Origin of the sequence: Clostridium sp. SM-530-WT-3G (genome assembly GCF_012843905.1) — a bacterium.
Classification (GTDB): Bacteria; Bacillota; Clostridia; order Clostridiales; family Clostridiaceae; genus Clostridium.
The window spans coordinates 64,334-87,065 of the sequence record NZ_JABAGC010000006.1; the positions used below are offsets into that span (position 1 = coordinate 64,334).

The following is a 22,732-nucleotide window of genomic DNA, read 5'->3' on the forward strand; positions in this document are numbered from 1 at the left end:
AGTAGATGTATTTTTTAAAAATTTGATTGATTCTGCTGATAAAATTGGATAAAATATTTATTGTTAATAGTATAAAAATGCAATGAAAAGAAGAGTAATAAAAGGAGCATTCTATAAGAGAGCCAGTGTATGCTGAAAGCTGGTGTCTGCGAATTTTATGAATATGGTCTTGGAGCATACTATTTGAATTCAATTTATAGAATTGATTTAGAGTAGTACGGGAGTAACCGTTATATTACAGGGTGATGATAGTCACCTAGCGAGTTATTTATTGTGAAATAAATAAGAAATAGAGTGGTAACGCGTATAATACGTCTCTATATAGGTTTTAATATACCTATATAGAGATTTTTTATTATAGAAATAAATTAAAATAACAGTTAACTTAGGAAAGTGGAGGTTTTAAGATGTGTAAAGATTGTAAAAAACCATATTATATTACTACACCAATTTATTATCCATCAACAAAGCTACATATAGGTAATACATATACTACTGTAGCAGCTGATGCAATAGCAAGATTTAAGAGATTAACAGGCTATGATGTAATGTTTTTAACAGGAACAGATGAACATGGTCAAAAGATCCAAAGAATTGCTGAAGAAAAAGGAATAACTCCAAAGGAACATGTAGATGAAATAGTTGCAGGAATCAAGGACCTTTGGAAGATGATGAATGTAAGTTATGACAAATTTATAAGAACTACTGATGAATACCATGTTGAAGCAGTTCAAAAAATTGTTGAAAAGTTATATGAACAAGGAGATATCTACAAGAGTTCATATGAAGGATGGTACTGTACACCTTGTGAATCATTCTGGACTGATACTCAATTAGTAGATGGAAACTGCCCAGACTGTGGAAGACCAGTTGAAAAATCAAAAGAAGAAGCTTATTTCTTCAAAATGAGTAAATATGCTGATAGATTAATTAAATATATAGAAGATCATCCAGAATTCATTCAGCCAGAATCAAGAAAGAATGAAATGCTTAATAATTTCTTAAGACCAGGGCTTCAAGATTTATGCATTTCAAGAACAAGCTTTGACTGGGGAATTCCAGTAACTTTTGATCCAAAACACGTAGTTTATGTATGGATTGATGCATTATCAAACTATATAACTGCTCTTGGATATGGTCAAGAAAACACAGAATTATTTGATAAATTTTGGCCTGCAGATGTTCATTTAATAGGTAAGGATATTTTAAGATTCCACACTATTTACTGGCCAATAATGTTAATGGCTTTAGATTTACCACTTCCAAAGCAAGTATTTGGTCATGGATGGTTACTTGTTGATGGTGGAAAGATGTCAAAATCTAAAGGGAATGTAGTAGATCCAGTTGTTTTAGTAAATGAATTTGGTACAGATCCAGTTAGATACTACTTATTAAAGGAAATTCCATTTGGATCAGATGGATTATTCAACAATGAAATATTCATTAAGAAAATAAATTCAGATCTTTGTAATGATTTAGGTAACTTATTATCTAGAACAATTGCAATGATAGAAAAATATTTTGGTGGAGATATGCCAGCTCAAACTGAAAGTGGAGAATTTGATGACCAGTTAATAAGCTTAGCTTTAGAAACTCCGGCTAAATTAGAAGCTGCTATAGATGAATTAAATATTCCATTAGCTATTGAATATGTATTTGAATTAATCAGAAGAGCTAATAAGTATATTGATGAAACAATGCCTTGGGTTCTTGCTAAGGATGAGAGTAAGAAAGCAAGACTTGGAACAGTTCTTTATAATTTGGCTGAAACATTAAGATTTGCTTCAGTAATGATTTCACCATTCTTACCTGATACAGCTAAGAAGATAAATGAACAATTAAATACTACAGTAACTTCATGGGAATCATTAAAAGAATTTAATGGTACTGTTGCAGGAACTAAAGTTGTTAAAGGTGATAACTTATTCCCAAGAATAGATGTAGAAAAGAAATTAGCTGAATTAGAAGAATTAAGAGCAAAGATGAATCCAGCTCCAGCTAAGAGAGAAATAACTCCAATAAAAGAAGAAATCACAATTGATGATTTTGAAAAAATAGACTTAAGAGTAGTTAAAGTATTAGCTTGTGAACCTGTAAAGGGAGCTAAGAAATTACTTAAATTAAAAGTAGACTTAGGCGGAGAAGAAAGACAAGTGGTTTCAGGAATAGCTGCACACTATAAACCAGAAGAATTAGTTGGTAAGAATGTAGTTTTAGTAGCTAACTTAAAGCCAGTTAAATTAAGAGGTGAATTATCACAAGGTATGATTTTATGTGCTGCAACAGATGATGACAGCATATTAAAAACAGTAGATCCAGGTGATTTAGAAAGTGGAAGCATAGTTAGATAGTTAGCAGTTAATGCCCTTTATGGGTAATCTGTGATCAAGTAACAATTAGCAGTTAGCAGTTTAGGTGAAAAAAGTTACGGATTTTTCCAAAGTATATAATATAATAAAGAAATTCCGCAAGGAATTTCGCACAAAACTGTTAACTGTACACTGTTAACTGCTAACTAAATAAATGGGGGGCTTTTTATGAATATAATAATAGGGAATGCTTGGCCTTATGCCAATGGAGAATTGCACTTAGGTAGGCTTGCTGTATTACTTCCAGGAGATATATTAGCTAGATATCATAGATTAATGGGAGATGATGTGGTTTTTATTTCGGGAAGTGACTCACATGGAACACCAGTTGCAATTAAAGCTAAAAATGATGGAATTACACCAGAAGAGGCGTGTTTAAAATATCATAAAAAAATAGAGACATGCTTTCAAAAATTAGGTTTTTCTTTTGATATATTCACTAAAACTCATACAGATTACCATTATGATAAAGTTAAACAGTTTGTTATGGATTTATGTGATAAAGGATATATTTATGAGAAAGAGGTAGAACAGACATATTGTGAGCATTGTAATGAATATTTACTTGATAGATATATTGAAGGAAACTGTCCTCATTGTGGAGCTCATGCAGTAGGAGATCAATGTGATGAATGCTCAGAAATATTTGAGAGTGAAGAGCTTTTGAATAAAAGGTGTATTTTTTGTAAATCTGAACCTATTAAAAAAGAAACAAAACATTTATTTTTCGCATTATCAAAGCTTGAAAATGATGTTAAGAGAATGTACATAAAGCAGGATGGATGGAGAGAAAATGCTCAAAAGATAACTAAAAGGTATCTTGATGAAGGATTAAGAGATAGAGCAGTAACAAGAGATTTTGATTGGGGAATAGATGTTCCACTAAAAGGATTTGAAGATAAAAAAATTTATGTGTGGATAGAAGCTCTTATGGGCTATCTTACTGCTAGTATAAAATGCATCGAAGAAAGAAATGAAGATTATATGGAATATTGGAATGGTGATGATAGTAGAATTTATTTTGTTCATGGAAAGGATAATATACCATTTCATACAGTAATATTTCCAGCAATTTTAGCAGGATTGGATATAAAGAAGCCCGTAATTAGAGAAATTTCAAGTGAATATATGAAATTAGAAGGAAAGAATTTTTCGGCTGCTAAGAATTGGGCTATTTGGCCTGATTACATTTTAGATAAATATAATGTAGATTTAATTAGATATTATCTAATAAAAAATGGCCCTGAAAATAAAGATTCAGATTTTTCTTGGAGGGATTTTATAAAAGTTAATAATAACGAATTAGTAGGACTTTTGGGTAATTTAGTAAATAGAGCTTTAGTGTTTGTAAATAATAATTTCCAAGGAAATATTCCAAAGGGATGTATAGATAAAAAGTTTAAAGATAAAATGTTTCAAATATATTGCAATGTAGGAGATAAAATAGAAGAAGGAAGATTTAGAGAAGCATTACAAGATATTATCTCATTGATAAAGTCAGTAAATAAATATTTTGATGATGAAAAACCATGGGTAACTATAAAGAATAATAAAGAAAAATGTGCGCAAAGTATGTATATATGTATTCAATATATAGGAAATCTGTCTAATCTAATAGAACCATTTATGCCATTTACAGCAGAAAAAATAAGGAGATTTCTTTGTATAAAAGAACCTATATGGAGACCTATAGAAATAAAAGAAGGAAAAATCCATGATATTCAGATATTATTTGAAAGATTAGATAAGTCTATTAGTGATGATGAACTTAAAAAACTTAAAGAAGAAAAATTTTAATAAAAAGAGAACGTCTCATTTAGGGGTATGAGGCGTTCTTTAATCATACAAAATAGATGATTAATTAGGGGTAAATAATAATGCTTTAACTACTTTACAAATATTATTCTATATAGTTAATATGTCAATTTGATGTCAATAAGAAGATTTGGAGGAAAAATAAATATGAATAATAAATTTAAAATAATAGACAGTCATGCTCACTATGATGATGAATCATTTAATGATGATAGAGAAGAGGTATTAAAACAAATAACAGAGAATGGAGTTATTGGGATTATGAACTGTGCATGTTCATATGAAAGTTTAAATACTACTGATAAATTAACTAAAGAACATGATTATATATATGGAGCATTAGGAATTCATCCTGAAAATGCTTATGAATTTAAAGATGATACTTTAGACGAAATAAAAGAATATATTAAGAAAAATGATAAAATTGTTGCTATTGGAGAAATAGGGTTAGATTATTATTGGGATGAAAATCCACCTAAAGAGGTTCAAAAAGAAGCTTTTAGAAAACAAATGAATTTAGCAAAAGAATTAGATATGCCTGTAGTAATACATGATAGAGAAGCCCATATGGATACATTAGAAATAATGAAAGAATTTCCTGAGGTAAAAGGAGTTGTACATTGTTTTTCTGGAAGTAAAGAATTTGCAATGGAATGTATTAAACTTGGATATTATATAGGATTTACAGGAGTAGTTACTTTTAAAAATGCTAAAAAGATAGTAGAAGTGGCTAAGGAAGTACCATTAGATAGAATTTTGGTTGAAACAGATTGTCCTTATATGGCTCCAGAACCTAACAGAGGAAAAAGGAATAAGTCTGATTATATAGAATATATAATTAAAAAAATTGCTGATATTAAAGAAATTGACCCTTATGAAGCAAATTTGAAGTTTAATGAAAATTTCTTACGCTTGATAAAAAAGGAAAAATAAGGTAAAATAATATTTGTACATTCAAAGTTATCTATATACCTAATGATGAAATAATATCATATTCTTAACATATTAGTTTGAGAAGAAAGAAGATTAGAGATTATATGGATACATTTTCCGTGATTTAGGATATATTAATTAAAAATGTAATGAAGTTAATAGAGAACGCTATCATTAAATTTTATTTTTATTTATATAGGAAGTGCATATTTACAATTACTTCAGTACATTTGCAAGAGTTGGATAATTTGACAACAGAAAGAGATTAATATATAATTCTAAAGACACTCTTGCCAAAGGAGGGAAATTATAATGGTAGAAAAAAACAAAAAATTTACCAAAAAATGTTTTTCTAACGGTCCGAAGGCAAAAATTATAGTCGGTGCAGTTACAGCTTGTGTTGTAGTTGCAGCTGCAGTGACAGTAGCGAGTATGAGAAAAACGCTCGTAGTAAGAATAGACGGAAATGATGAAACTTTTGTCACGTACAAGGGGACTGTTAAAGATGTGTTGCAGGACCAAGGTATCACTTTAAGTGATAAAGATAAGGTGCAGCCATCGTTGGAATCCAAAGTATCTGAAAAAGAAACTATAGAAGTAAAAAGAGCGATACCAGTAGAAATTACGGCAAATGGTGTACAAGTAGAAGTACAAACAGCAGAAGATACTATTGGGCAAATGCTAGAAAATGAAAGAGATACATTAAAAAATCAAGGAATTGATTATAATCAAGGTATTGATGAAGTATCACCTGGATTAGATCAAAAAATTACAGACAATTTAGGTGTAAACATTGTAAAAGTTGAGACTAAAGATGTAGTTGAAACTCAGCCAATTAACTATGAAACAATAGTTGAGAAAGATGAAAATCTTGACAGTAGTGTTCAGAAGGTTAAGAGTGAAGGAGTTAATGGTGAGAAAGAAATTACTTATCAAATCTTATATAAAGATGGGGTAGAAGTTTCTAGAGATGTAAAAAGCACTAAGACATTAGTTGAGCCACAGAATCAGGTGCTAGTAAAAGGAACTGGTCAGATTTATGCAAGTAGAAGTGGAGAAAGCATACGTTATAAGCAAAAGTTAAGTTGTGAAGCAACTGCTTATAGTGGACATTCAACTACTGCAACAGGAAGAACACCTGTAAGAAATTCTGGTGGAATAAGTACAATTGCAGTTGATCCATCTGTAATACCTTTAGGAAGTAAATTATATGTTGAAGGATATGGATATGCAATTGCAGCAGATACTGGTGGTGCTATAAAAGGAAATAAGGTAGATTTATATCTTAATTCTGCAAGTGAATGTAGCAGCTGGGGAAGAAGAAATGTGAATGTTTTAGTTATTGCTTACCCAGGTGAATGGTAGAATATTGAAAGAGATAACATTAATTTATGTTATCTCTCTTTTTTTTCTTTAAATTATTGACATTATAGAATATTATAATTATAGGTAAAAAATATTAGTACGAAGAAAATTTATATATTTAAAACATAATATATTAATAAATTTTATCTTTAATGAAAGGAAGTATACTAGTGATAAAGGAAGTAATTGTAGTAGAAGGCAGAGATGATATTGATGCAGTTAAAAAAGCAGTAGATGCTGAAATAATTGCAGTAGGTGGATTTGGTATAAATGCAAAAGTAATAGAAAGAATAAAAGAAGCACAAAAGAGAAAAGGTGTAATTGTATTAACTGATCCAGATTTTGCAGGAGAAAAAATAAGAAGAATAATATCAAAAAGAGTAAAAGGAATAAAGCATGCATATATAGCAAAAGAAGATGGTCTTAAAGATGGTGATATAGGAGTAGAAAATGCTAAACCAGAAGTAATTCTTAAGGCATTAGAATGTGCAAAAGTTACTAAAGAAGAAAAAACAAGTTTCTTTGATATGCAGGATATGTTTTATTTTAAACTTACAGGAGATGCTACATCTACTGCTAGAAGAAGAATACTTGGTAAATTACTTGGCATAGGATATGGAAATGCTACACAGATGATTTCAAGATTAAACAATTATGGAATAACAAAAGAAGAATTTTCTAAAGCTATAGAAGAAATAGAAAAACAGATGGAAGCAGGTAAATAATAAATGGATTTAAAAGATATTAAAACACAGGAATTAGTTAAAAAATATAATTTTAAATTTTCAAAAAGTCTTGGTCAAAACTTTTTAATAGATGATTCGGTCCTTGAAGACATAGTAAATGGTGCAGAAGTTAATGGAGAAGATTTTGTTATAGAAATTGGACCTGGAGTAGGAACATTAACTGCACAATTATTAATGAAGGCAAAAAAAGTTACTTCAATAGAATTAGACAATGATTTAATTCCTATATTAACAGAAGAATTAGGTAATCATGAGAATTTTGACCTTATACATAATGATGCATTAAAAGTCGATTTTAATGAAGTAATAGGAGATGAAAAGAGCGTAAAACTTGTAGCCAATCTTCCTTATTATGTAACAACTCCAATTATAGTGAAATTATTAAAGGATCAATATAATTTTAAATCATTAACAATAATGATTCAGAAAGAAGTTGCTGAAAGAATAGATGCAGAACCAAATTGTAAGGAATATGGTTCTTTATCGGTTCTTGTTCAATATTATTGCGATACTAAGATAGTAAGAAAAGTTGCGCCAAGTTCATTTATACCAAGACCAAAGGTAGAATCAATAGTAATTAGACTAGATAGATTACCAGAACCAAGAGTAAAAACTAAAGATGAAAAACTTATGTTTGAACTTGTAAGAGCTGGATTTAATATGAGAAGAAAAACATTATGGAATGCAGCAAAGGCATTCAATCTAAGTAAGGAAGACCTTGAAAAGGCTTTTGAAAATTCTGGAGTAGATCCAAAGAGAAGAGCTGAAACATTAACATTACAAGAATTTGCAACTCTTGCAGATTGTATTTATGATATGAAAAATAAATAGAATTATTAATAAGTATTCTTATAAGTTTTTAAGGATGCTTATTTTTTTATAAAATCATAATAATAGTTAGCTTGCATATACTATATGGAATAAATATATGTGGAGGGAATAGAGGCTTGGCACATAGTAAATTGTATAGAAATTTTATAATATTACAAGAAGATGAAAGAGGATATTCATCTTCAAATGATAAAGCGCTATCTGGCTATGCAAAAGTCGAAGCTAAAGGTGATAAATGTAAGGTGTCTTTCTATGCTCAGAATTTAAAACAAGACGGACGCTATTCTATGGTACTTATATGCTGTAAAAAAGATTTTAAACAGCTTATAGATTTAGGGCCTTTAGAAGTAAATGATGTTGGAAAAGGTGATACCAGCAAAGAATATTATGTTAATAACATAGCTGGAATGGGAATTTCTTATGATAAAATATCAGGAGCAGCAATTTGTAAAATAAATACAGGTGATATAACAGTAATAATGCATGGATTTATGAATGGGGAAGAAGCTACAGACAATTGGAGAAAATATAAAATAGTCAAAGCTGATTCTAATAAAATTGAAGATAAACAACGTTTTAATAATGCTATAGATACTAGTGTAAATACTGTAAAGAAAAACGATATTAAGAAAGAAAAAATTATTGATGTGGAACCAACTAAAGCAGAACCTATTAAGGCAAAATCAATTGAAGTTAAGCAATTAGAGCCTAAAGTAATAAAGTCTGAAGAAATTGAGACTGAAAAAGAAAACATAACTAAAAATAGAGTTAATACTAGAATACCAGATATAGAAGTAGATACTGATACTAGTACTGAAGATAGACATAAAAAGAAGTGTGATGATAAAGAAAAATCTATAGATGATCATATCAAGGAGATATATGATAAATTAGATACTTATGAATGCGATATTAGCTTAAATATTAAAGATTTAAAGAATGATATCGTAGTATATGGATTCATAAAAAATAAAAAAGGTGAAAAATGTACTTGGAAAAAATTTAAGATTGAAAAGTCTTGTAAGAGAGAAGAGCTTTCAATACCTCAAAATTCACGAAGGCTTGAGGAAAATATTAATTTAGATAAAATTGATTTTGAGAAGTATGAAAAATCAATAAGTAATATTAATTCAACAGATGATTTTGAGATTAAAGGAAGTACTGGTAAGTATTTTGAAAGTATTGCTAAAGGATTTGAACCTTATAGAGAAAAATTAGAAGATATTAATTATTGTAAATGGTATAAAATAAATGTTAATAGTATGGATGACCTTTGCAATAAGTCTAATTATAATCAATATACATTAGCATATTATCCAATGATAAATTATTACCCATATATAAGTAAGGAAAAATATTTTTTGATCGGCTATAAATGTGATAGTTCAGGTGAATTGCAACATATAGTATATGCTATTCCAGGAAGCAAAGATAGAAGTGATCAACCATATGGAGGAAAAACAGGATTTGTAACTTGGACTAGAGATAATACTAGAGGAAATGGGTACTGGTTAATGTTTTATGATTATAAGAAGTGCTCAATAGTAGTACCTATTAAATAAAAGAAAAGGGTATTATGAATAAAAAGCAATTAATAGTTATATCTGTTCTAGTGTTTTCTATGCTTGTATTAGCCGTATCTCAGGGGTTTTTTGAAAGTAATTTTCATAGAATAAATACAACTGATAAAGTAGTAAATCAATTTAAGAAATATAAGCTTAATACAGATGAATGTTTTATATCTATTCCAGATGGATGGATTGTAGACGAGGAAAAGTCAGAAGGACAATATATAAGTTATAAACTTAAATTTAAGAGTGCAAATGAAGATATTACAGGTATTATTCAAGTAATAAATACAAAAGAAGATGTAGACGTATTTGCAAATCGTGATGTTAGAAATCAGCTTCTTAAATTTTCAAATTTAAAGATATCTCCTATTAATAATAAAGATAAGAATGGAATATTAAGTGAATATACTACATCTATAAGGAATGGAAATAATTATGATAATAAATGTTACTATTTATCTCTTAACGATAATCAGATATTAAAGATGTTATTTAATATAAGAAATACTTGTTTAAATGATGATACTAATTTAGTCTTAGAAGACATTATTTCTAGTTTGAAAGATACTAATTAGTGTTTGCTAATAGGTTGTATAAGTATTATAATTTAAGTGTTAAGGAGAAGTTTTTAGCTTCTCCTTAATATTTATTTTTAATTAAGGAGGGAGTTAATGAGAATAACTTTATTTGAAGCATTTGGAGTAAGTATAAAGAGCTATGGTTTGATGATTGCTATTGGTATAATAGTTGCATCAATGCTGTTTATATATAAGGGTAAAAGAAAAAATTATGATGAAGACAGCCTATTAAATTTAATAATTTTTGCAGTTATAGGTGGAGTACTTGGTGGAAAATTATTATTTATAATAACTGAATTTAAGAATATTCTTTCTGAACCTAATATATTATTAAATTTTGGTTATGGATTCGTAGTTTATGGAGCTATAGCAGGGGGAGCACTAGCAATATACTTATACTGTAGACATAAAAAGTGGAATTTGCTAGAGATTTTTGATATAACGGTTCCTGGTCTTGCAATTGCACAAGGTTTTGGAAGAATAGGATGCTTTCTTGCAGGTTGCTGTTATGGCGCTCCAACTGAACTTCCTATAGGCGTAGTATTCCCAGAAAATTCTCTTGCACCATCTGGTATACATCTACATCCAACTCAAATTTATTCATCAATATTTGATTTTGCTCTTGGTATATTTTTGCTTTTTTATAGCAAAAAAACAAGAAAAAATGGTAGAATATTAGGGATGTATTTAATTATATACAGTATAGGAAGATTTCTAGTAGAATTTTTAAGGAATGATCCAAGAGGGAATGTAGGATTATTTTCAACGTCTCAGTTTATTGCAATATTTACTTTAATTCTTGGAATTATAGTATTTAATGCTGATAGGTTTTTTAAAGGAGCGAATGAAAACAGTGAAAAATAGAAAGTTTATCTTTATAATCTTATCTGTACTAATCGCTGCAACTATGCTATCTGGATGTACCTTCATTGACAATATGAAAGTAAAAATGAATCTTAGAAATGAAAAGTTTGATTATATGAAAGAAAATACCGTTGATAAGATTATCATACAAAATGTTAGAGATAGTGGATTTAGATTTATAGTTAGTGATAGTCAAGCAATTAATGATATATATAAAAGCTTATCTAAAGGAAGAATAGAAAAAGAAAAGACAACACTTGATCCAGACTATACATTTGAAATATGGATGGGTGATGAAGTAAAAAAATATAGTTATGTAGTTGGGACTGATTCAAGAAATGTAGGAAATTTTTATGATGACGAATACTCTTTTTCAGTACCAAAAAATCTTGAAAATTCAATAATGCAAAATCTTTCGTTCATTAGGAAGCCTAGAGATTTTCAATATATATACTATCAATCAATATTAAAAGTTGCAGAAGCTAAAAAAAGTACTATTGGCGATTTAAAAGTAGGTATTGATATTTCAGGAGATACAGATTGCTTGAAATATGTTTTTTCTAATCAGTTAGAAGAGTTTAAGAAAAATCTGAGAAAGATTTTACCTAATTCTGATATTGTAGATAATAATTCAAAAGATTTTGATGTTATTATAACAGTGAATAATAGAGGATTTAATAGTAAAGTATTTAAAACTTTAATTTCAGTTGAAAATAAGATTGATAAGTCTTTAGAGAAATACTATATATCAGCAGAATACAATTTAAAAACATGGGATATCAATGTTAGTGAGGTAAACCAAAAACCTCAGGATTGGTAATTATTAAGGAGGAAAAGAAAATGGGAAGCTGTGAAAGTTGTCCAAGTAAGGATAAATGTCAAAGCCATAGCAAAGGTACAGGATGTGAAACTCAAATTCCTAAATTATCACCTAGATATGGAAATATAAAAAAAGTAATTGGAGTAATGAGTGGAAAAGGTGGAGTTGGTAAATCAACTGTAACTGGAATAATGGCTACTATGTTATCTAAGAAAGGATATAAAGTTGGTGTATTAGATGCAGATATAACAGGACCATCTATGCCAAGATTCTTTGGAATAAATAATAAGAGATCTCTTATAGAACCACTAGATAATGAAATGGTAAGATTTAACCCAGTAGAAACAAAGGGTGGAATTAAGGTTATGTCAATGAATCTTGTAACACCTGTAGAAGAAGAACCACTTATATGGAGAGGTGCAGTTATCAATGGAGTATTAAAACAATTATATTCTGAAACTGCATGGGGAGAATTAGATTACTTATTAATAGATATGCCTCCAGGTACAGGAGATATAGCATTAACTGTAATGCAGGAATTTCCTATTGATGAAATAGTTATAGTATCTACACCTCAAGATATGGTATCTATGATAGTTAAAAAAGTCGTAATAATGGCTGGAAAGATAGGTATAAATATAAAAGGTTTAGTAGAAAACATGGCATATATTAATTGTCCAGATTGTGATAAAAAGATTAGAGTATTTAGTAAAAAGTCTTCAGAAGAACATGCAGAATATTTAGGATTACCTTTAATAGGTGAACTTCCTATTAATGTGGATCTTACTGAAGCATTAGAAAATGGAGTTGCTGAAGATTATATTAAGGAAAATCCATTATATTCATTAATTTTTGAAGGTTTATATTAAGAATTAATATATTTACATGGAAAACAGTACTATGAAGTATTATTACATAGTACTGTTTTTAATTTATTATAAAAAATAAATATATAATACATAAGATTGAATATCTTGGGAAATATTAATAATGTAAATTTTATTGAAAGGATGAAAAGAATGAAAGGACATGTAGATAAGGATACATGTATTGCATGTGGATTATGTCCATCAATAAGTCCAGAATGTTTTGATATTGAGGATGATGGAAAAGCAGGATGTATAGTAGATGAAATACCTGCAGGATGCGAGGATGATGCGCAAGAAGCAGCTGATAGTTGTCCAGTTAATGCAATATCTATAGAAGAATAAAATAAAAAATACAATTTAAGAATAATTCTTAAATTGTATTTTTTATTTTATTTAAAATTAGTATTGAATATTAGCAATATTGTTAGATGATGCAGTCACTATTCTTTCAACAGGAATAAATGTAATTATAATTAAACATATTAGTCCTTCTATTCCAATCATAGGAGCATTTACTGCTAGGGAATAAATTGTAGGAGACATTCCTTCAGGTGCGGATGATGCAAAGAATGCTATCCCTGAAATAAAATGACATACAAATCTTAAAAACACAGCTAGTACTATTCCTAGATATCTTTGATATTTATTGCTTCTAAAGAAACCTGCAATACCTAAGCACATAAATGGTAAGGGATAATCAAAAAGGACTTGTACAGGATGCAAAATGTAAGGGTCCATAAAAAGTGTTATTATTCCGTAAAGAAATCCTGTAAGACATCCTACTTGAGGTCCATATAAAAATGCTATAAATAATATTGGAATCATACTTCCAAGTGTTATACTTCCTCCTTGAGGAAAATGATATATTCTGAGCATTTTTAAAATAGTAGCTAAAGCTAAAGCAATTCCAATTCTTGCGATTAATTGTGGAGTAAATTTTATTTTTCTTGCTTTAACTAATACGATTAGTAGTATTACACATCCAATTAGTGTAGCTATTGATAGTGGGCTTTCTGCTATACTTTGAAAGTTTTCAGGTAAGTTAAGCAATTTTGAAAACTGCTTAGCCCAATCAGTAAAAATTTGCATAAAAAAACCTCCTTTAATAAACTTGTACAAAGGGTAGCAAGACAAAGTATAAGTGATTTTTATACTTTGATTTTAGGAGATTACAAACCAATATTAAATAAATATTATTTTTTATATTAGATTGCATTCCCTACGCTAGAATTAACTAGATCAGGTTCTATGGGTTTATGATAAAATCAAATCTCAGCCATATGGCTCCCCTTGCATGTTATGTATTATTTTAAACTTAATATTATATGTAGTCAATAAAGCTATAATTGCTTAAATTATCGTTTCTTTTATGATGAGTTATATAATTTAATTTATTCTGCTCTAAATCCATATGATTGCTTGTTATAGAATTATTTGGTATATGCTGAGAAGAAGTTATAGATAAACATCCATTATTATCAATAACAACTGCCTCTTTATATGTTGAATCTAAAATATAGTTTTTCAATGTAATCACTTCCCAATATATATAAAATTATATATATTATTTTTTACAATAAAACTTTATATATTCATGATTAATATAACGATAAATAATAAAAAGATGTTATTTCTATAAAAAGGATTGTAAAGTTAGTCATATACATAATTTGAGAAATGTTTCAAATAGTCAAATATAAAATTCATATAAAAAATAGAATAATATGAAGATAAACATATGTAGCTTATAATAATTAAAATATATTACTAAAAAAACTATTAATTAATAGCATTGCTAAGGAATATTTTATAAAGTATAATAGTACAGTATTAAATGTATACTATATATTGTGCCATGGAGGAAATAAGAATGCTATATGTTGTAAAAAGGGATGGACGAGAAGTTGAATTCAATGCCGATAAAATATCACAAGCAATTAAAGGGGCTGCAAGTGAAATAGGTGTGAATTTAAAAGAAAGTGAAATCTTAGATGCAGTAAAAAATATTACTGATAATATCGAATCAGAATATAAAAATAATGTAACTGTAGAAGAAATACAAAATTTTGTAGAAGAAGCTTTACAAAATGGAGGATATAAAGATATATCGGTAGCTTATTCAACTTATAGAAAAGAAAGAACAAAAATTAGAGAAATAAAATCTGATTTGATGAAGGCTATTCGTCAGATTGGAGTTGAAACAGATAGAGATAATGCAAATGTAGGAAATAATTTCAGTTCAAAACTTTTAAGAATAGCTTCTGAATCGAATAAATGGAATAATTTAGCTATTATGCCTAAGAAACTAGCGAGAGCTCATGAAACTGGAGATTTATATTATCATGACTTAGATAGTTATAACTTAACAACAAATTGTCTTCATATTCCAACTAGAGAAATGCTTGAAAATGGTTTTAATACAGGCTATGGGACAATAAATGCGCCAAAGAGAATAGAAACAGCAGCAGAATTATCTTGTATATTATTACAGTCAACACAAAATGATATGTTTGGTGGCCAATCACATCCAGACTTTGATAATGATATGGCAGTATTTATTGAACCAACAAGACAAGAAATTAGAAAAGAACTTGAAGAATTAGAAGTACCTAATAATAAAATAGAAGAATTAGTTGAAGAGAAATTAAAGAAAAGAGTACATCAAGCAATGCAGGGTGTTGTATATAACTTAAATACTATGCATTCAAGAGCAGGATCACAAGTACCATTCAGTTCTATAAATTTAGGATTACCAACAACTAAAGATGCAGCTTTAGTATGTGAAATTTTTCTTTTAGAATATGAAAAAGGATTAGGTAAAGGAGAACAACCAATATTCCCTAATATAATATTTAGAGTTAAATCAGGTGTTAATAGAGAAGAAAATGATCCATATCATTACCTTTTTAAAGTAGCCTGCAGAGTAGCTTCAAAGAGAATGAATCCTACATTTATGAATATAGATGCAGATTTCAATAAAGAATATTATGATCAAGGTTATATTCCTGCAACTATGGGATGTAGAACTTATCTTATGAAGAATGTAAATGGTGAGCCAGGATGTAAGGGAAGAGGAAATATTGCACCTACAACATTAAACTTGCCAAGAATAGGTCTTCAAGCTAAGGGTGATATTGATAAATTCTTTGAAATATTAGATTCTAGATTAAACTTAGCTAAGGAATCTTTACTTCATAGATATGAAGTATTAAAACACTTAAAGGTAAAAGATTTACCTTTTGTTGCAGGACAAGGACTTATGAAAGGTTCTGAAGATTTAGGACCAGATGATTCAATTGAACCAATTTTAAAACAAGGTACATGGGGAATTGGATTTATAGGACTTGCTGAAACATTAGTGGCTTTAGTTGGAAAACATCATGGTGAAGATGAAAGAGCTAGATTACTTGGTGTTGAAATAATCGAACATATAAGACAATATTGTGATAGATTAACTGAAGAATACAAATTAAACTGGAGCTGTTATGCAACACCAGCAGAAGGCCTTTCAGGAAAATTTATAAAGCAGGATCAAAATATATTTGGAATAGTTAAAGGTGTAACTGATAAAGAGTACTATACAAATAGCTTCCATGTTCCAGTAGGATATGCTATATCTATTAAGGAAAAAATAGATATAGAAGCTCCATACCATAAACTTTGTAATGGAGGCCACATAAGTTATATAGAAGTTGATGATTCTCCATCAGAAGAAGCTGTAAAGGATATAGTTAATTACGCATATAAGTATACTAATATAAGCTACATTGGAATTAACTTCCATATAAGATATTGTAAAGAATGTGGAACATACTTACACGAAAGTCAAAATACATGTCCTAAGTGTGGAAGCAACGACATTCAAGGAATTTCAAGAGTAACTGGATACTTAAGCTTAGATGAGAGATTTGGTCCTGGAAAATATCATGAAAGAGAAGATAGAATATCTCACACTAATAAACATGTGCATAATTATTAATATATATGTGTAAAATAAAAGGTAACGCAAATTTTGTTGCCTTTTATTTTTTATGTTTTTTTTATAAGTGATAATGAAATAATTATATTTAAAGCTAATAATTCAGCAAAATAAAATATTGCAATAAATTTATTAAAACTTGCAATAATAGAGCTAAATATTTAGTAAAATAGCTTGTTTTATATAAAAGTTGAATGAATGTAGAAGATTTATTGCAAGGAAAAAATTATAATACTTGTATATAATTGTTATAATGTGTTATTATAGAATTATATTGTAAAAATATTTACATTATAGATTAGAGCAATAAGTAAAATAATGAAATGGGGGAATTACAATGGCAATTATTAATCCTAAGGATGGGAATAAGATTACAATTGTTGATACTACGCTTAGAGATGGGGAGCAGACAGCAGGAGTAGTATTTGCTAATGAAGAAAAAATTGTAATAGCGGAAATGCTAAGTGATTTAGGGGTAGATCAATTAGAAGTAGGTATTCCTACAATGGGTGGAGATGAAAAATATGCCATTAAGGAAATAGTTAAAAGGAATTTAAAACCTAGTATAATGGCATGGAATAGAGCCGTAATTAGTGATATAGAACAATCAATAGATTGTGGTGTTGATGCTGTGGCAATTTCAACATCAGTTTCAGATATACACATTCAGCATAAATTAAAAAAATCCAGAGAGTGGGTTCTTGAAAATATGGTTAAAGCTGTAGAGTTCGCTAAAAAGAATGGATTATACGTATCTGTTAATGGAGAAGATGCATCTAGAGCTGATAGAGAATTTTTAGTAGAATTTATAAATGAAGCAAAAAAAGCAGGCGCAGATAGATTTAGATTTTGCGATACAGTTGGTATAATGGAACCATTTAAATTAAAAGATGAAATAAGTTATCTATATGAAAAAACAAAGTTTGATATAGAAATGCATACTCATAATGATTTTGGAATGGCAACTGCAAATGCATTAGCAGGTATTCATGGTGGTGCATCTCATGTTGGAGTAACAGTAAATGGGCTTGGTGAAAGAGCTGGAAATGCAGCACTTGAAGAAGTATTAATGGCGCTTATGATAGTTTGTGGATATAAAGAAGAAAATATAGATACAAAGATGTTTAGAGAAGTATCTGAATATGTATCAAGAGCTTCAGGAAGAGAACTTCCAAAATGGAAGGCAATAGTTGGGACAAACATGTTTGCTCATGAATCAGGAATTCATGCAGATGGCGCATTGAAAGATCCTAAGAACTATGAGGCATTTGATCCATCAGTAGTAGGGCTAGAAAGACAGATACTTATAGGAAAGCATTCAGGAAGAGCTGCAATAGTAAATAAATTTAAGGAATACAATATTGATTTATCTGATGATGAATCAAGAGGAATTCTTGAACTTGTAAGAGCAACATCAGTAAGGTTAAAGAGAAATCTTTTTGATAAGGAACTTGCTCAGATATACAAGGATTATCATAGAAGATTGGCTGAAAACATTAAGTAAAAAAGTTATTATTTATTCTAGCAATTAATAATTGTTTATTAATTGCTAGTTATACATATACAACAATAAATAAGCATAAGCAAGGGGAGTTTTTACGTGGGTGATAATTTAGTTTATAAAATTTTAAAAAGTCATATTGTTGAAGGAGAATTAAAAAAGGGTGAACCTATAGCGTTAAAGATAGATAGAACTTTAACTCAGGATTCAACTGGTACAATGGCATATCTTCAATTAGAAGCTATGGGTATTGATAGAGTAAAGACAAAAAAATCAGTAGCATTTGTAGATCATAATATGTTGCAACAAGGTTTCGAAAATGCAGATGACCATAAGTTTATTCAAACTGTAGCATCAAAATATGGTGTGTATTTCTCAAAACCAGGTAATGGTATATGTCATCAAATCTTTCTTGAAAGATTTTCTGTGCCAGGTGATACATTAATAGGTTCTGATAGCCATACACCAACAGCTGGTGGAGTTGGAATGCTTGCTATGGGTGCAGGAGGATTAGACGTTGCACTTGCTATGGGTGGTGGAGCATATAATATTAATACACCAGAAGTAGTAAAAATAAATTTAATTGGAAAATTAAATAGAATGGTTACAGCTAAAGATGTAATACTAGAAGTTTTAAGAAGATTTACAGTTAAAGGTGGAGTAGGAAGAGTATTTGAATATTCAGGTGAAGGAGTTAAGTCACTATCAGTTCCAGAAAGAGCCACAATAACTAATATGGGAGCTGAACTTGGAGCAACAACTTCAATATTCCCAAGTGATGAAAGAACATTAGAATTTTTTAAGGCTCAAGGAAGAGAAAATGACTGGATTGAATTTAAACCAGATAAAGATGCAGTATATGATGAAGAAGTTACTATTAATTTAAGTGAATTAGAACCATTAACAGCTAAGCCACATATGCCAGATAATGTTGTAAAAGTTAGTGAAGCAGGGCAAATTAAAGTAGATCAAGTATTCATAGGAAGTTGTACAAATTCTTCATATATGGATTTGATGAAAGTAGCAAGAATTTTAAAAGGTAAAAAAGTTAATCCTAATGTAAGTCTTGTTATAGGACCAGGTTCAAGACAAGTTATGGAGATGATTGCAAGAAATGGGGCACTTGCTGATATCATCAGTGCTGGAGCAAGAATTCTTGAAAATTCATGTGGACCATGTATAGGTATGGGTCAAGCACCAGGAACTAATGGAATTTCTTTAAGGACTGTTAATAGAAACTTCTATGGAAGAAGCGGAACATTATCAGGTCAAATATATATAGTAAGTCCAGAAACAGCAGCAGTCTCAGCTATAAATGGATATTTGACTGATCCAAGAGAAATGAACGATGTTGATTTAAATATTGAAATGCCAGAAGAATTTATAATAGATGATTCTATGATTTTACCACCAGCACCAACTAATGCTGAGGTTGAAGTAGTAAGAGGACCTAATATAAAACCATTCCCAATAGGAAAGGAATTAGGTAAAGAAGTAGATGGAAAAGTAGTTATTAAAGTTGAGGATAATATTACAACAGATCATATTATGCCATCAAATTCTAAACTATTACCATTTAGATCTAACATTCCTTATCTTTCACAATTCTGCTTTAGTACAATAGATGCAGATTTCCCTAATAGAGCTAAGGAAAACAATGGTGGATTTATAATTGCAGGTGAAAACTACGGACAAGGTTCAAGTAGAGAACATGCTGCATTAGCACCTTTATACCTTGGAGTTAAAGCTGTTGTAGCAAAATCATTTGCTAGAATTCATAAAGCTAATTTAATTAATAATGGAATAATTCCAATGGAATTTGAAAATACACAAGATTATGCAGAAATATCTTTATTAGATGAATTAAAGATGGAAAATATTCAAGATGCCTTAGTTAATGGAACTGTTAAAATTAAGAATTTAACAACAGGAAAAGAATTTGAAGCTAAAGTAGATTTAACTGATAAAGAAATTGAAGTTATTAAAGTTGGTGGAAGATTAAATTATGTAAAACATAATTCTTAAACTATAAATAGAGACTTTAAGTAATGAAATGACTAATTTAAGTATAGAAATATATTTAATTTAGTCATTTTTATATTGGGGCAAGCTACATTTGGAAATTTAAAATAATAGGTATACAATAGTTATATAACTAAATTATTGAATAATATGTTTAACTAACAAAGTAGAGAAAAAGGTGATAGCATGGAGAAAAATATTAGATTATCAGGAATTGCATATGAAAGCTTGGTTAATGGACCAGGTATGAGAAGAGTATTTTTCTCACAAGGATGCAAACATAACTGTAAAGGATGCTTTAATCAAGATACTCATGACTTTAATGGTGGTGAAGAAAGGAATATGGATCAGCTTATTAAAGATGTAATAGAAAATCCAATACTTAGAGGAGTTACATTTAGTGGAGGAGATCCATGGGAACAAGCTGATAAGTTTGCATATATGGCAAAAGCCTTTAAAGAACATAATTTAAGTGTATGGAGCTATACTGGCTATACATATGAGTATATTTTGGAACATAAAGATGAAAGAACAGGATGGGATAATCTTCTTAAAAATATTGATGTATTAGTTGATGGAAGATTTGAAGAAGATAAAATGAAAGATGGCTTAAAATTTAGAGGTTCATCAAACCAGAGGATTATTGATATTAAGGAAAGTTTAAAACAAGGAAAAGTTATTACACTAGATTATTAATTTATCTGTATTTCTAACAATAAGATATATATTAAATACAGGTTATTAAAATAAAAAACTGTTAACTGTTAATTGTTAACTGCTGACTATAATCATTGGGGGTATAAAATGAATTACATTTTAGAAAATTCAAATTTAAAGATTACAACTAGAAGTTATGGTGGAGAGATTACAGCTATAGAGAGCAAAACTGATGGAACACAGTATTTATGGGATGGAAATCCTGAATACTGGAAGTATCATGCACCTATTTTATTTCCTATTGTGGGAAAAGTAAATAATTCAAAATATAGGGTAGAAGGAAAAGTTTATGAACTTCCACAGCATGGGCTTGCTAGAACATCTGAGTTTAATATGATAGATAAAAAGGATAATGAAGTAACATTTGAATTAAAATCATCAGAAGAAACTTTAAAGGTGTATCCATATAAATTCTCTTTAAAATCTAATTATTCATTAGAAAATAATACTGTAAAAGTTACTTATACAGTAGAAAATATTGATGATAAAACTATTTATTTTTCAATTGGTTCTCATCCAGCATTTATGTGTCCAATAGACAATAATGATAAGCTTAATGATTGTTATATTGAATTTGAAAATCAGGAAAATAGTAAAAGAGCTGCTTTAAATGAACAGGGATATTTAACACATATTAAAGAAGAATGTTTAGAAAATACAAATTCACTTGGACTTTCTAAAGAATTATTTAAAGATGATGCATTGATTTTTAATGATTTAAAATCTAATAGTATGGCTATAAAATCAAAAAACAATAATAAAAGCCTTAAAGTTGATTTTTCAGGATTTCCTTGGATGGGAATATGGTCACCAAAAGATGGTGCACCATTTGTGTGCATAGAGCCATGGTATGGTCATGCTGATTACGAAGATTTTGATGGGGAATTTAAAGAAAAGGAAGGAATAATAAGCCTGGAAGAAGGTAAGAAATTTAGTTGTACATTTAAGATAACTGTAGGGTAAAATTAACTCTATAATTTTAAGCATCTTATTCACATAAATGTTGAAAAGTAAATTATTTATGTGGATTATTATTCTTGGGGTGTGGATAAAATACAAATATATTATGAACAAGATGGTGATAAAAGTGATTTTAAAAAAAGAATTTTTTAGGCAGGGAGCATTAGAACTTGCAAAAGAACTTCTTGGAAAAACCATTGTAAGAACTGTAGATGGAAAAATACTTAAAGGAAAGATAGTTGAAACTGAAGCTTATATAGGAGAAATAGATAAAGCATCCCATGCTTATAATGGAAGACGTACAGAACGTACAGAACCTTTGTTTAGAGAAGGTGGTATTGCATATGTATATTTTATATATGGATTATATCACTGCTTTAATGTAATAAGTGGAGAAGAAGATAAGGGTGAAGGAGTACTTATAAGAGCTGTTGAACCATTAAATGAGTTAGATTATATTTCTGAAAAAAGATTTAATAAAAAATATGATGAATTAAAGAGTGCTCAAAAAAAGGCACTTACAAATGGGCCATCAAAATTATGTATGGCATATTCCATTGACAAAAAGGATAATTATAAAAAGTTATATGAAAAGGGAGATTTTTATATAGAAGATTCTAAAGAAAAGAATCCATTTGAAATTGTAGAAACAACAAGAGTAGGAATTGATTATGCAGAAGAAGCAGTTGAATTTCCTTGGAGATTTTATATAAAAGGAAACCCTTATATATCAGTAAAATAAGTTTTTAAAAAAACCAGTAAAATAGATTGAATATTTTTCTGAAATAAAAG

Annotated in this window: 20 protein-coding genes, 1 riboswitch and 1 other annotated feature; of the genes, 18 read left to right on the plus strand and 2 right to left on the minus strand. The window is 29.1% G+C overall.

Annotation, left to right across the window (positions count from 1 at the left end):
- Nucleotides 1-73 precede the first annotated feature (73 nt).
- Nucleotides 74-322: a binding site (T-box leader), on the plus strand.
- Between the two features lie 85 nt (nucleotides 323-407).
- The 12 genes from metG (HF850_RS04145) to HF850_RS04200 all read left to right on the plus strand — a co-directional run bounded on the left by metG (HF850_RS04145) (nucleotide 408) and on the right by HF850_RS04200 (nucleotide 13,103).
- Nucleotides 408-2,351, plus strand: a complete 1,944-nt coding sequence (gene metG, locus HF850_RS04145) for a methionine--tRNA ligase (protein ID WP_169104217.1) — start codon at nucleotides 408-410, stop codon at nucleotides 2,349-2,351.
- A 186-nt stretch (nucleotides 2,352-2,537) separates the two neighbouring features.
- Nucleotides 2,538-4,166 carry a methionine--tRNA ligase gene (metG, locus tag HF850_RS04150; protein WP_169104218.1) on the plus strand — a complete coding sequence of 543 codons (1,629 nt, stop codon included), beginning with the start codon at nucleotides 2,538-2,540 and terminating at the stop codon, nucleotides 4,164-4,166.
- A gap of 165 nt (nucleotides 4,167-4,331) precedes the next feature.
- Nucleotides 4,332-5,117 carry a TatD family hydrolase gene (locus HF850_RS04155; RefSeq protein ID WP_169104219.1) on the plus strand — a complete coding sequence of 262 codons (786 nt, stop codon included), beginning with the start codon at nucleotides 4,332-4,334 and terminating at the stop codon, nucleotides 5,115-5,117.
- Between the two features lie 312 nt (nucleotides 5,118-5,429).
- The gene (locus HF850_RS04160; RefSeq protein ID WP_169104220.1) at nucleotides 5,430-6,482 is read left to right on the plus strand and encodes a 3D domain-containing protein; all 1,053 of its coding nucleotides are present in this window, start codon (nucleotides 5,430-5,432) and stop codon (nucleotides 6,480-6,482) included.
- Between the two features lie 170 nt (nucleotides 6,483-6,652).
- Nucleotides 6,653-7,207, plus strand: coding sequence for a ribonuclease M5 (gene rnmV / locus HF850_RS04165; RefSeq protein ID WP_169104221.1), 555 nt, complete (start codon nucleotides 6,653-6,655; stop codon nucleotides 7,205-7,207).
- Nucleotides 7,208-7,210: 3 nt separating this feature from the next.
- The gene (rsmA, locus tag HF850_RS04170) at nucleotides 7,211-8,059 is read left to right on the plus strand and encodes a 16S rRNA (adenine(1518)-N(6)/adenine(1519)-N(6))-dimethyltransferase RsmA (protein ID WP_169104222.1); all 849 of its coding nucleotides are present in this window, start codon (nucleotides 7,211-7,213) and stop codon (nucleotides 8,057-8,059) included.
- A gap of 116 nt (nucleotides 8,060-8,175) precedes the next feature.
- Nucleotides 8,176-9,621, plus strand: coding sequence for a hypothetical protein (locus HF850_RS04175; protein ID WP_169104223.1), 1,446 nt, complete (start codon nucleotides 8,176-8,178; stop codon nucleotides 9,619-9,621).
- A gap of 14 nt (nucleotides 9,622-9,635) precedes the next feature.
- Nucleotides 9,636-10,205, plus strand: a complete 570-nt coding sequence (locus HF850_RS04180) for a hypothetical protein (protein WP_169104224.1) — start codon at nucleotides 9,636-9,638, stop codon at nucleotides 10,203-10,205.
- Nucleotides 10,206-10,301: 96 nt separating this feature from the next.
- A complete protein-coding gene (locus tag HF850_RS04185; RefSeq protein ID WP_169104225.1) occupies nucleotides 10,302-11,072 on the plus strand; it encodes a prolipoprotein diacylglyceryl transferase in 771 nt (256 codons plus the stop codon).
- Nucleotides 11,062-11,892, plus strand: a complete 831-nt coding sequence (locus tag HF850_RS04190) for a hypothetical protein (protein WP_169104226.1) — start codon at nucleotides 11,062-11,064, stop codon at nucleotides 11,890-11,892. Before HF850_RS04185 ends, HF850_RS04190 begins: the two co-directional genes overlap by 11 nt.
- A 20-nt stretch (nucleotides 11,893-11,912) precedes the next feature.
- Nucleotides 11,913-12,761 (plus strand): Mrp/NBP35 family ATP-binding protein, encoded by an 849-nt coding sequence (locus HF850_RS04195; RefSeq protein WP_169104227.1) that lies wholly within the window; start codon nucleotides 11,913-11,915, stop codon nucleotides 12,759-12,761.
- 150 nt (nucleotides 12,762-12,911) lie between these two features.
- Nucleotides 12,912-13,103, plus strand: a complete 192-nt coding sequence (locus tag HF850_RS04200) for a ferredoxin (RefSeq protein ID WP_169104228.1) — start codon at nucleotides 12,912-12,914, stop codon at nucleotides 13,101-13,103.
- A 57-nt stretch (nucleotides 13,104-13,160) separates the two neighbouring features.
- Here HF850_RS04200 and thiT read toward each other — a convergent pair whose 3' ends face one another.
- Nucleotides 13,161-13,850, minus strand: coding sequence for an energy-coupled thiamine transporter ThiT (gene thiT, locus HF850_RS04205; RefSeq protein WP_169104229.1), 690 nt, complete (start codon nucleotides 13,848-13,850; stop codon nucleotides 13,161-13,163).
- A 109-nt stretch (nucleotides 13,851-13,959) separates the two neighbouring features.
- Nucleotides 13,960-14,062: riboswitch (TPP riboswitch) on the minus strand.
- A 20-nt stretch (nucleotides 14,063-14,082) separates the two neighbouring features.
- The gene (locus HF850_RS04210) at nucleotides 14,083-14,289 is read right to left on the minus strand and encodes a hypothetical protein (RefSeq protein ID WP_169104230.1); all 207 of its coding nucleotides are present in this window, start codon (nucleotides 14,287-14,289) and stop codon (nucleotides 14,083-14,085) included.
- Nucleotides 14,290-14,631: 342 nt separating this feature from the next.
- On the opposite strand from HF850_RS04210, the gene HF850_RS04215 reads away from it, so the two are divergent.
- From HF850_RS04215 to HF850_RS04240, 6 genes are all read left to right on the plus strand, one after another.
- Nucleotides 14,632-16,740, plus strand: coding sequence for an anaerobic ribonucleoside triphosphate reductase (locus tag HF850_RS04215; RefSeq protein WP_169104231.1), 2,109 nt, complete (start codon nucleotides 14,632-14,634; stop codon nucleotides 16,738-16,740).
- 337 nt (nucleotides 16,741-17,077) lie between these two features.
- A complete protein-coding gene (gene nifV, locus HF850_RS04220) occupies nucleotides 17,078-18,244 on the plus strand; it encodes a homocitrate synthase (protein WP_169104232.1) in 1,167 nt (388 codons plus the stop codon).
- Nucleotides 18,245-18,340: 96 nt separating this feature from the next.
- Nucleotides 18,341-20,266 carry an aconitate hydratase gene (locus HF850_RS04225; protein ID WP_169104233.1) on the plus strand — a complete coding sequence of 642 codons (1,926 nt, stop codon included), beginning with the start codon at nucleotides 18,341-18,343 and terminating at the stop codon, nucleotides 20,264-20,266.
- 183 nt (nucleotides 20,267-20,449) lie between these two features.
- On the plus strand, nucleotides 20,450-20,959 hold the full coding sequence (nrdG, locus tag HF850_RS04230; RefSeq protein WP_169104234.1) for an anaerobic ribonucleoside-triphosphate reductase activating protein: 510 nt from the start codon (nucleotides 20,450-20,452) through the stop codon (nucleotides 20,957-20,959).
- Nucleotides 20,960-21,067: 108 nt separating this feature from the next.
- On the plus strand, nucleotides 21,068-21,943 hold the full coding sequence (locus tag HF850_RS04235) for an aldose 1-epimerase family protein (RefSeq protein ID WP_169104235.1): 876 nt from the start codon (nucleotides 21,068-21,070) through the stop codon (nucleotides 21,941-21,943).
- A gap of 124 nt (nucleotides 21,944-22,067) precedes the next feature.
- Nucleotides 22,068-22,682: a DNA-3-methyladenine glycosylase gene (locus tag HF850_RS04240; protein WP_169104259.1), complete on the plus strand. Its 615-nt coding sequence runs from the start codon at nucleotides 22,068-22,070 to the stop codon at nucleotides 22,680-22,682.
- Nucleotides 22,683-22,732: the final 50 nt, after the last annotated feature.

What these genes read in the sequence shown, in the direction of transcription:
- metG (WP_169104217.1), top strand. Translation starts at nt 408, where the DNA reads ATGTGTAAAGATTGTAAAAAACCATATTATATTACTACACCAATTTAT.
- metG (WP_169104218.1), top strand. Translation starts at nt 2,538, where the DNA reads ATGAATATAATAATAGGGAATGCTTGGCCTTATGCCAATGGAGAATTG.
- HF850_RS04155 (WP_169104219.1), top strand. Translation starts at nt 4,332, where the DNA reads ATGAATAATAAATTTAAAATAATAGACAGTCATGCTCACTATGATGAT.
- HF850_RS04160 (WP_169104220.1), top strand. Translation starts at nt 5,430, where the DNA reads ATGGTAGAAAAAAACAAAAAATTTACCAAAAAATGTTTTTCTAACGGT.
- rsmA (WP_169104222.1), top strand. Translation starts at nt 7,211, where the DNA reads ATGGATTTAAAAGATATTAAAACACAGGAATTAGTTAAAAAATATAAT.
- HF850_RS04180 (WP_169104224.1), top strand. Translation starts at nt 9,636, where the DNA reads ATGAATAAAAAGCAATTAATAGTTATATCTGTTCTAGTGTTTTCTATG.
- HF850_RS04185 (WP_169104225.1), top strand. Translation starts at nt 10,302, where the DNA reads ATGAGAATAACTTTATTTGAAGCATTTGGAGTAAGTATAAAGAGCTAT.
- HF850_RS04195 (WP_169104227.1), top strand. Translation starts at nt 11,913, where the DNA reads ATGGGAAGCTGTGAAAGTTGTCCAAGTAAGGATAAATGTCAAAGCCAT.
- HF850_RS04200 (WP_169104228.1), top strand. Translation starts at nt 12,912, where the DNA reads ATGAAAGGACATGTAGATAAGGATACATGTATTGCATGTGGATTATGT.
- thiT (WP_169104229.1), bottom strand. Translation starts at nt 13,850, where the DNA reads ATGCAAATTTTTACTGATTGGGCTAAGCAGTTTTCAAAATTGCTTAAC.
- HF850_RS04215 (WP_169104231.1), top strand. Translation starts at nt 14,632, where the DNA reads ATGCTATATGTTGTAAAAAGGGATGGACGAGAAGTTGAATTCAATGCC.
- nifV (WP_169104232.1), top strand. Translation starts at nt 17,078, where the DNA reads ATGGCAATTATTAATCCTAAGGATGGGAATAAGATTACAATTGTTGAT.
- nrdG (WP_169104234.1), top strand. Translation starts at nt 20,450, where the DNA reads ATGGAGAAAAATATTAGATTATCAGGAATTGCATATGAAAGCTTGGTT.
- HF850_RS04235 (WP_169104235.1), top strand. Translation starts at nt 21,068, where the DNA reads ATGAATTACATTTTAGAAAATTCAAATTTAAAGATTACAACTAGAAGT.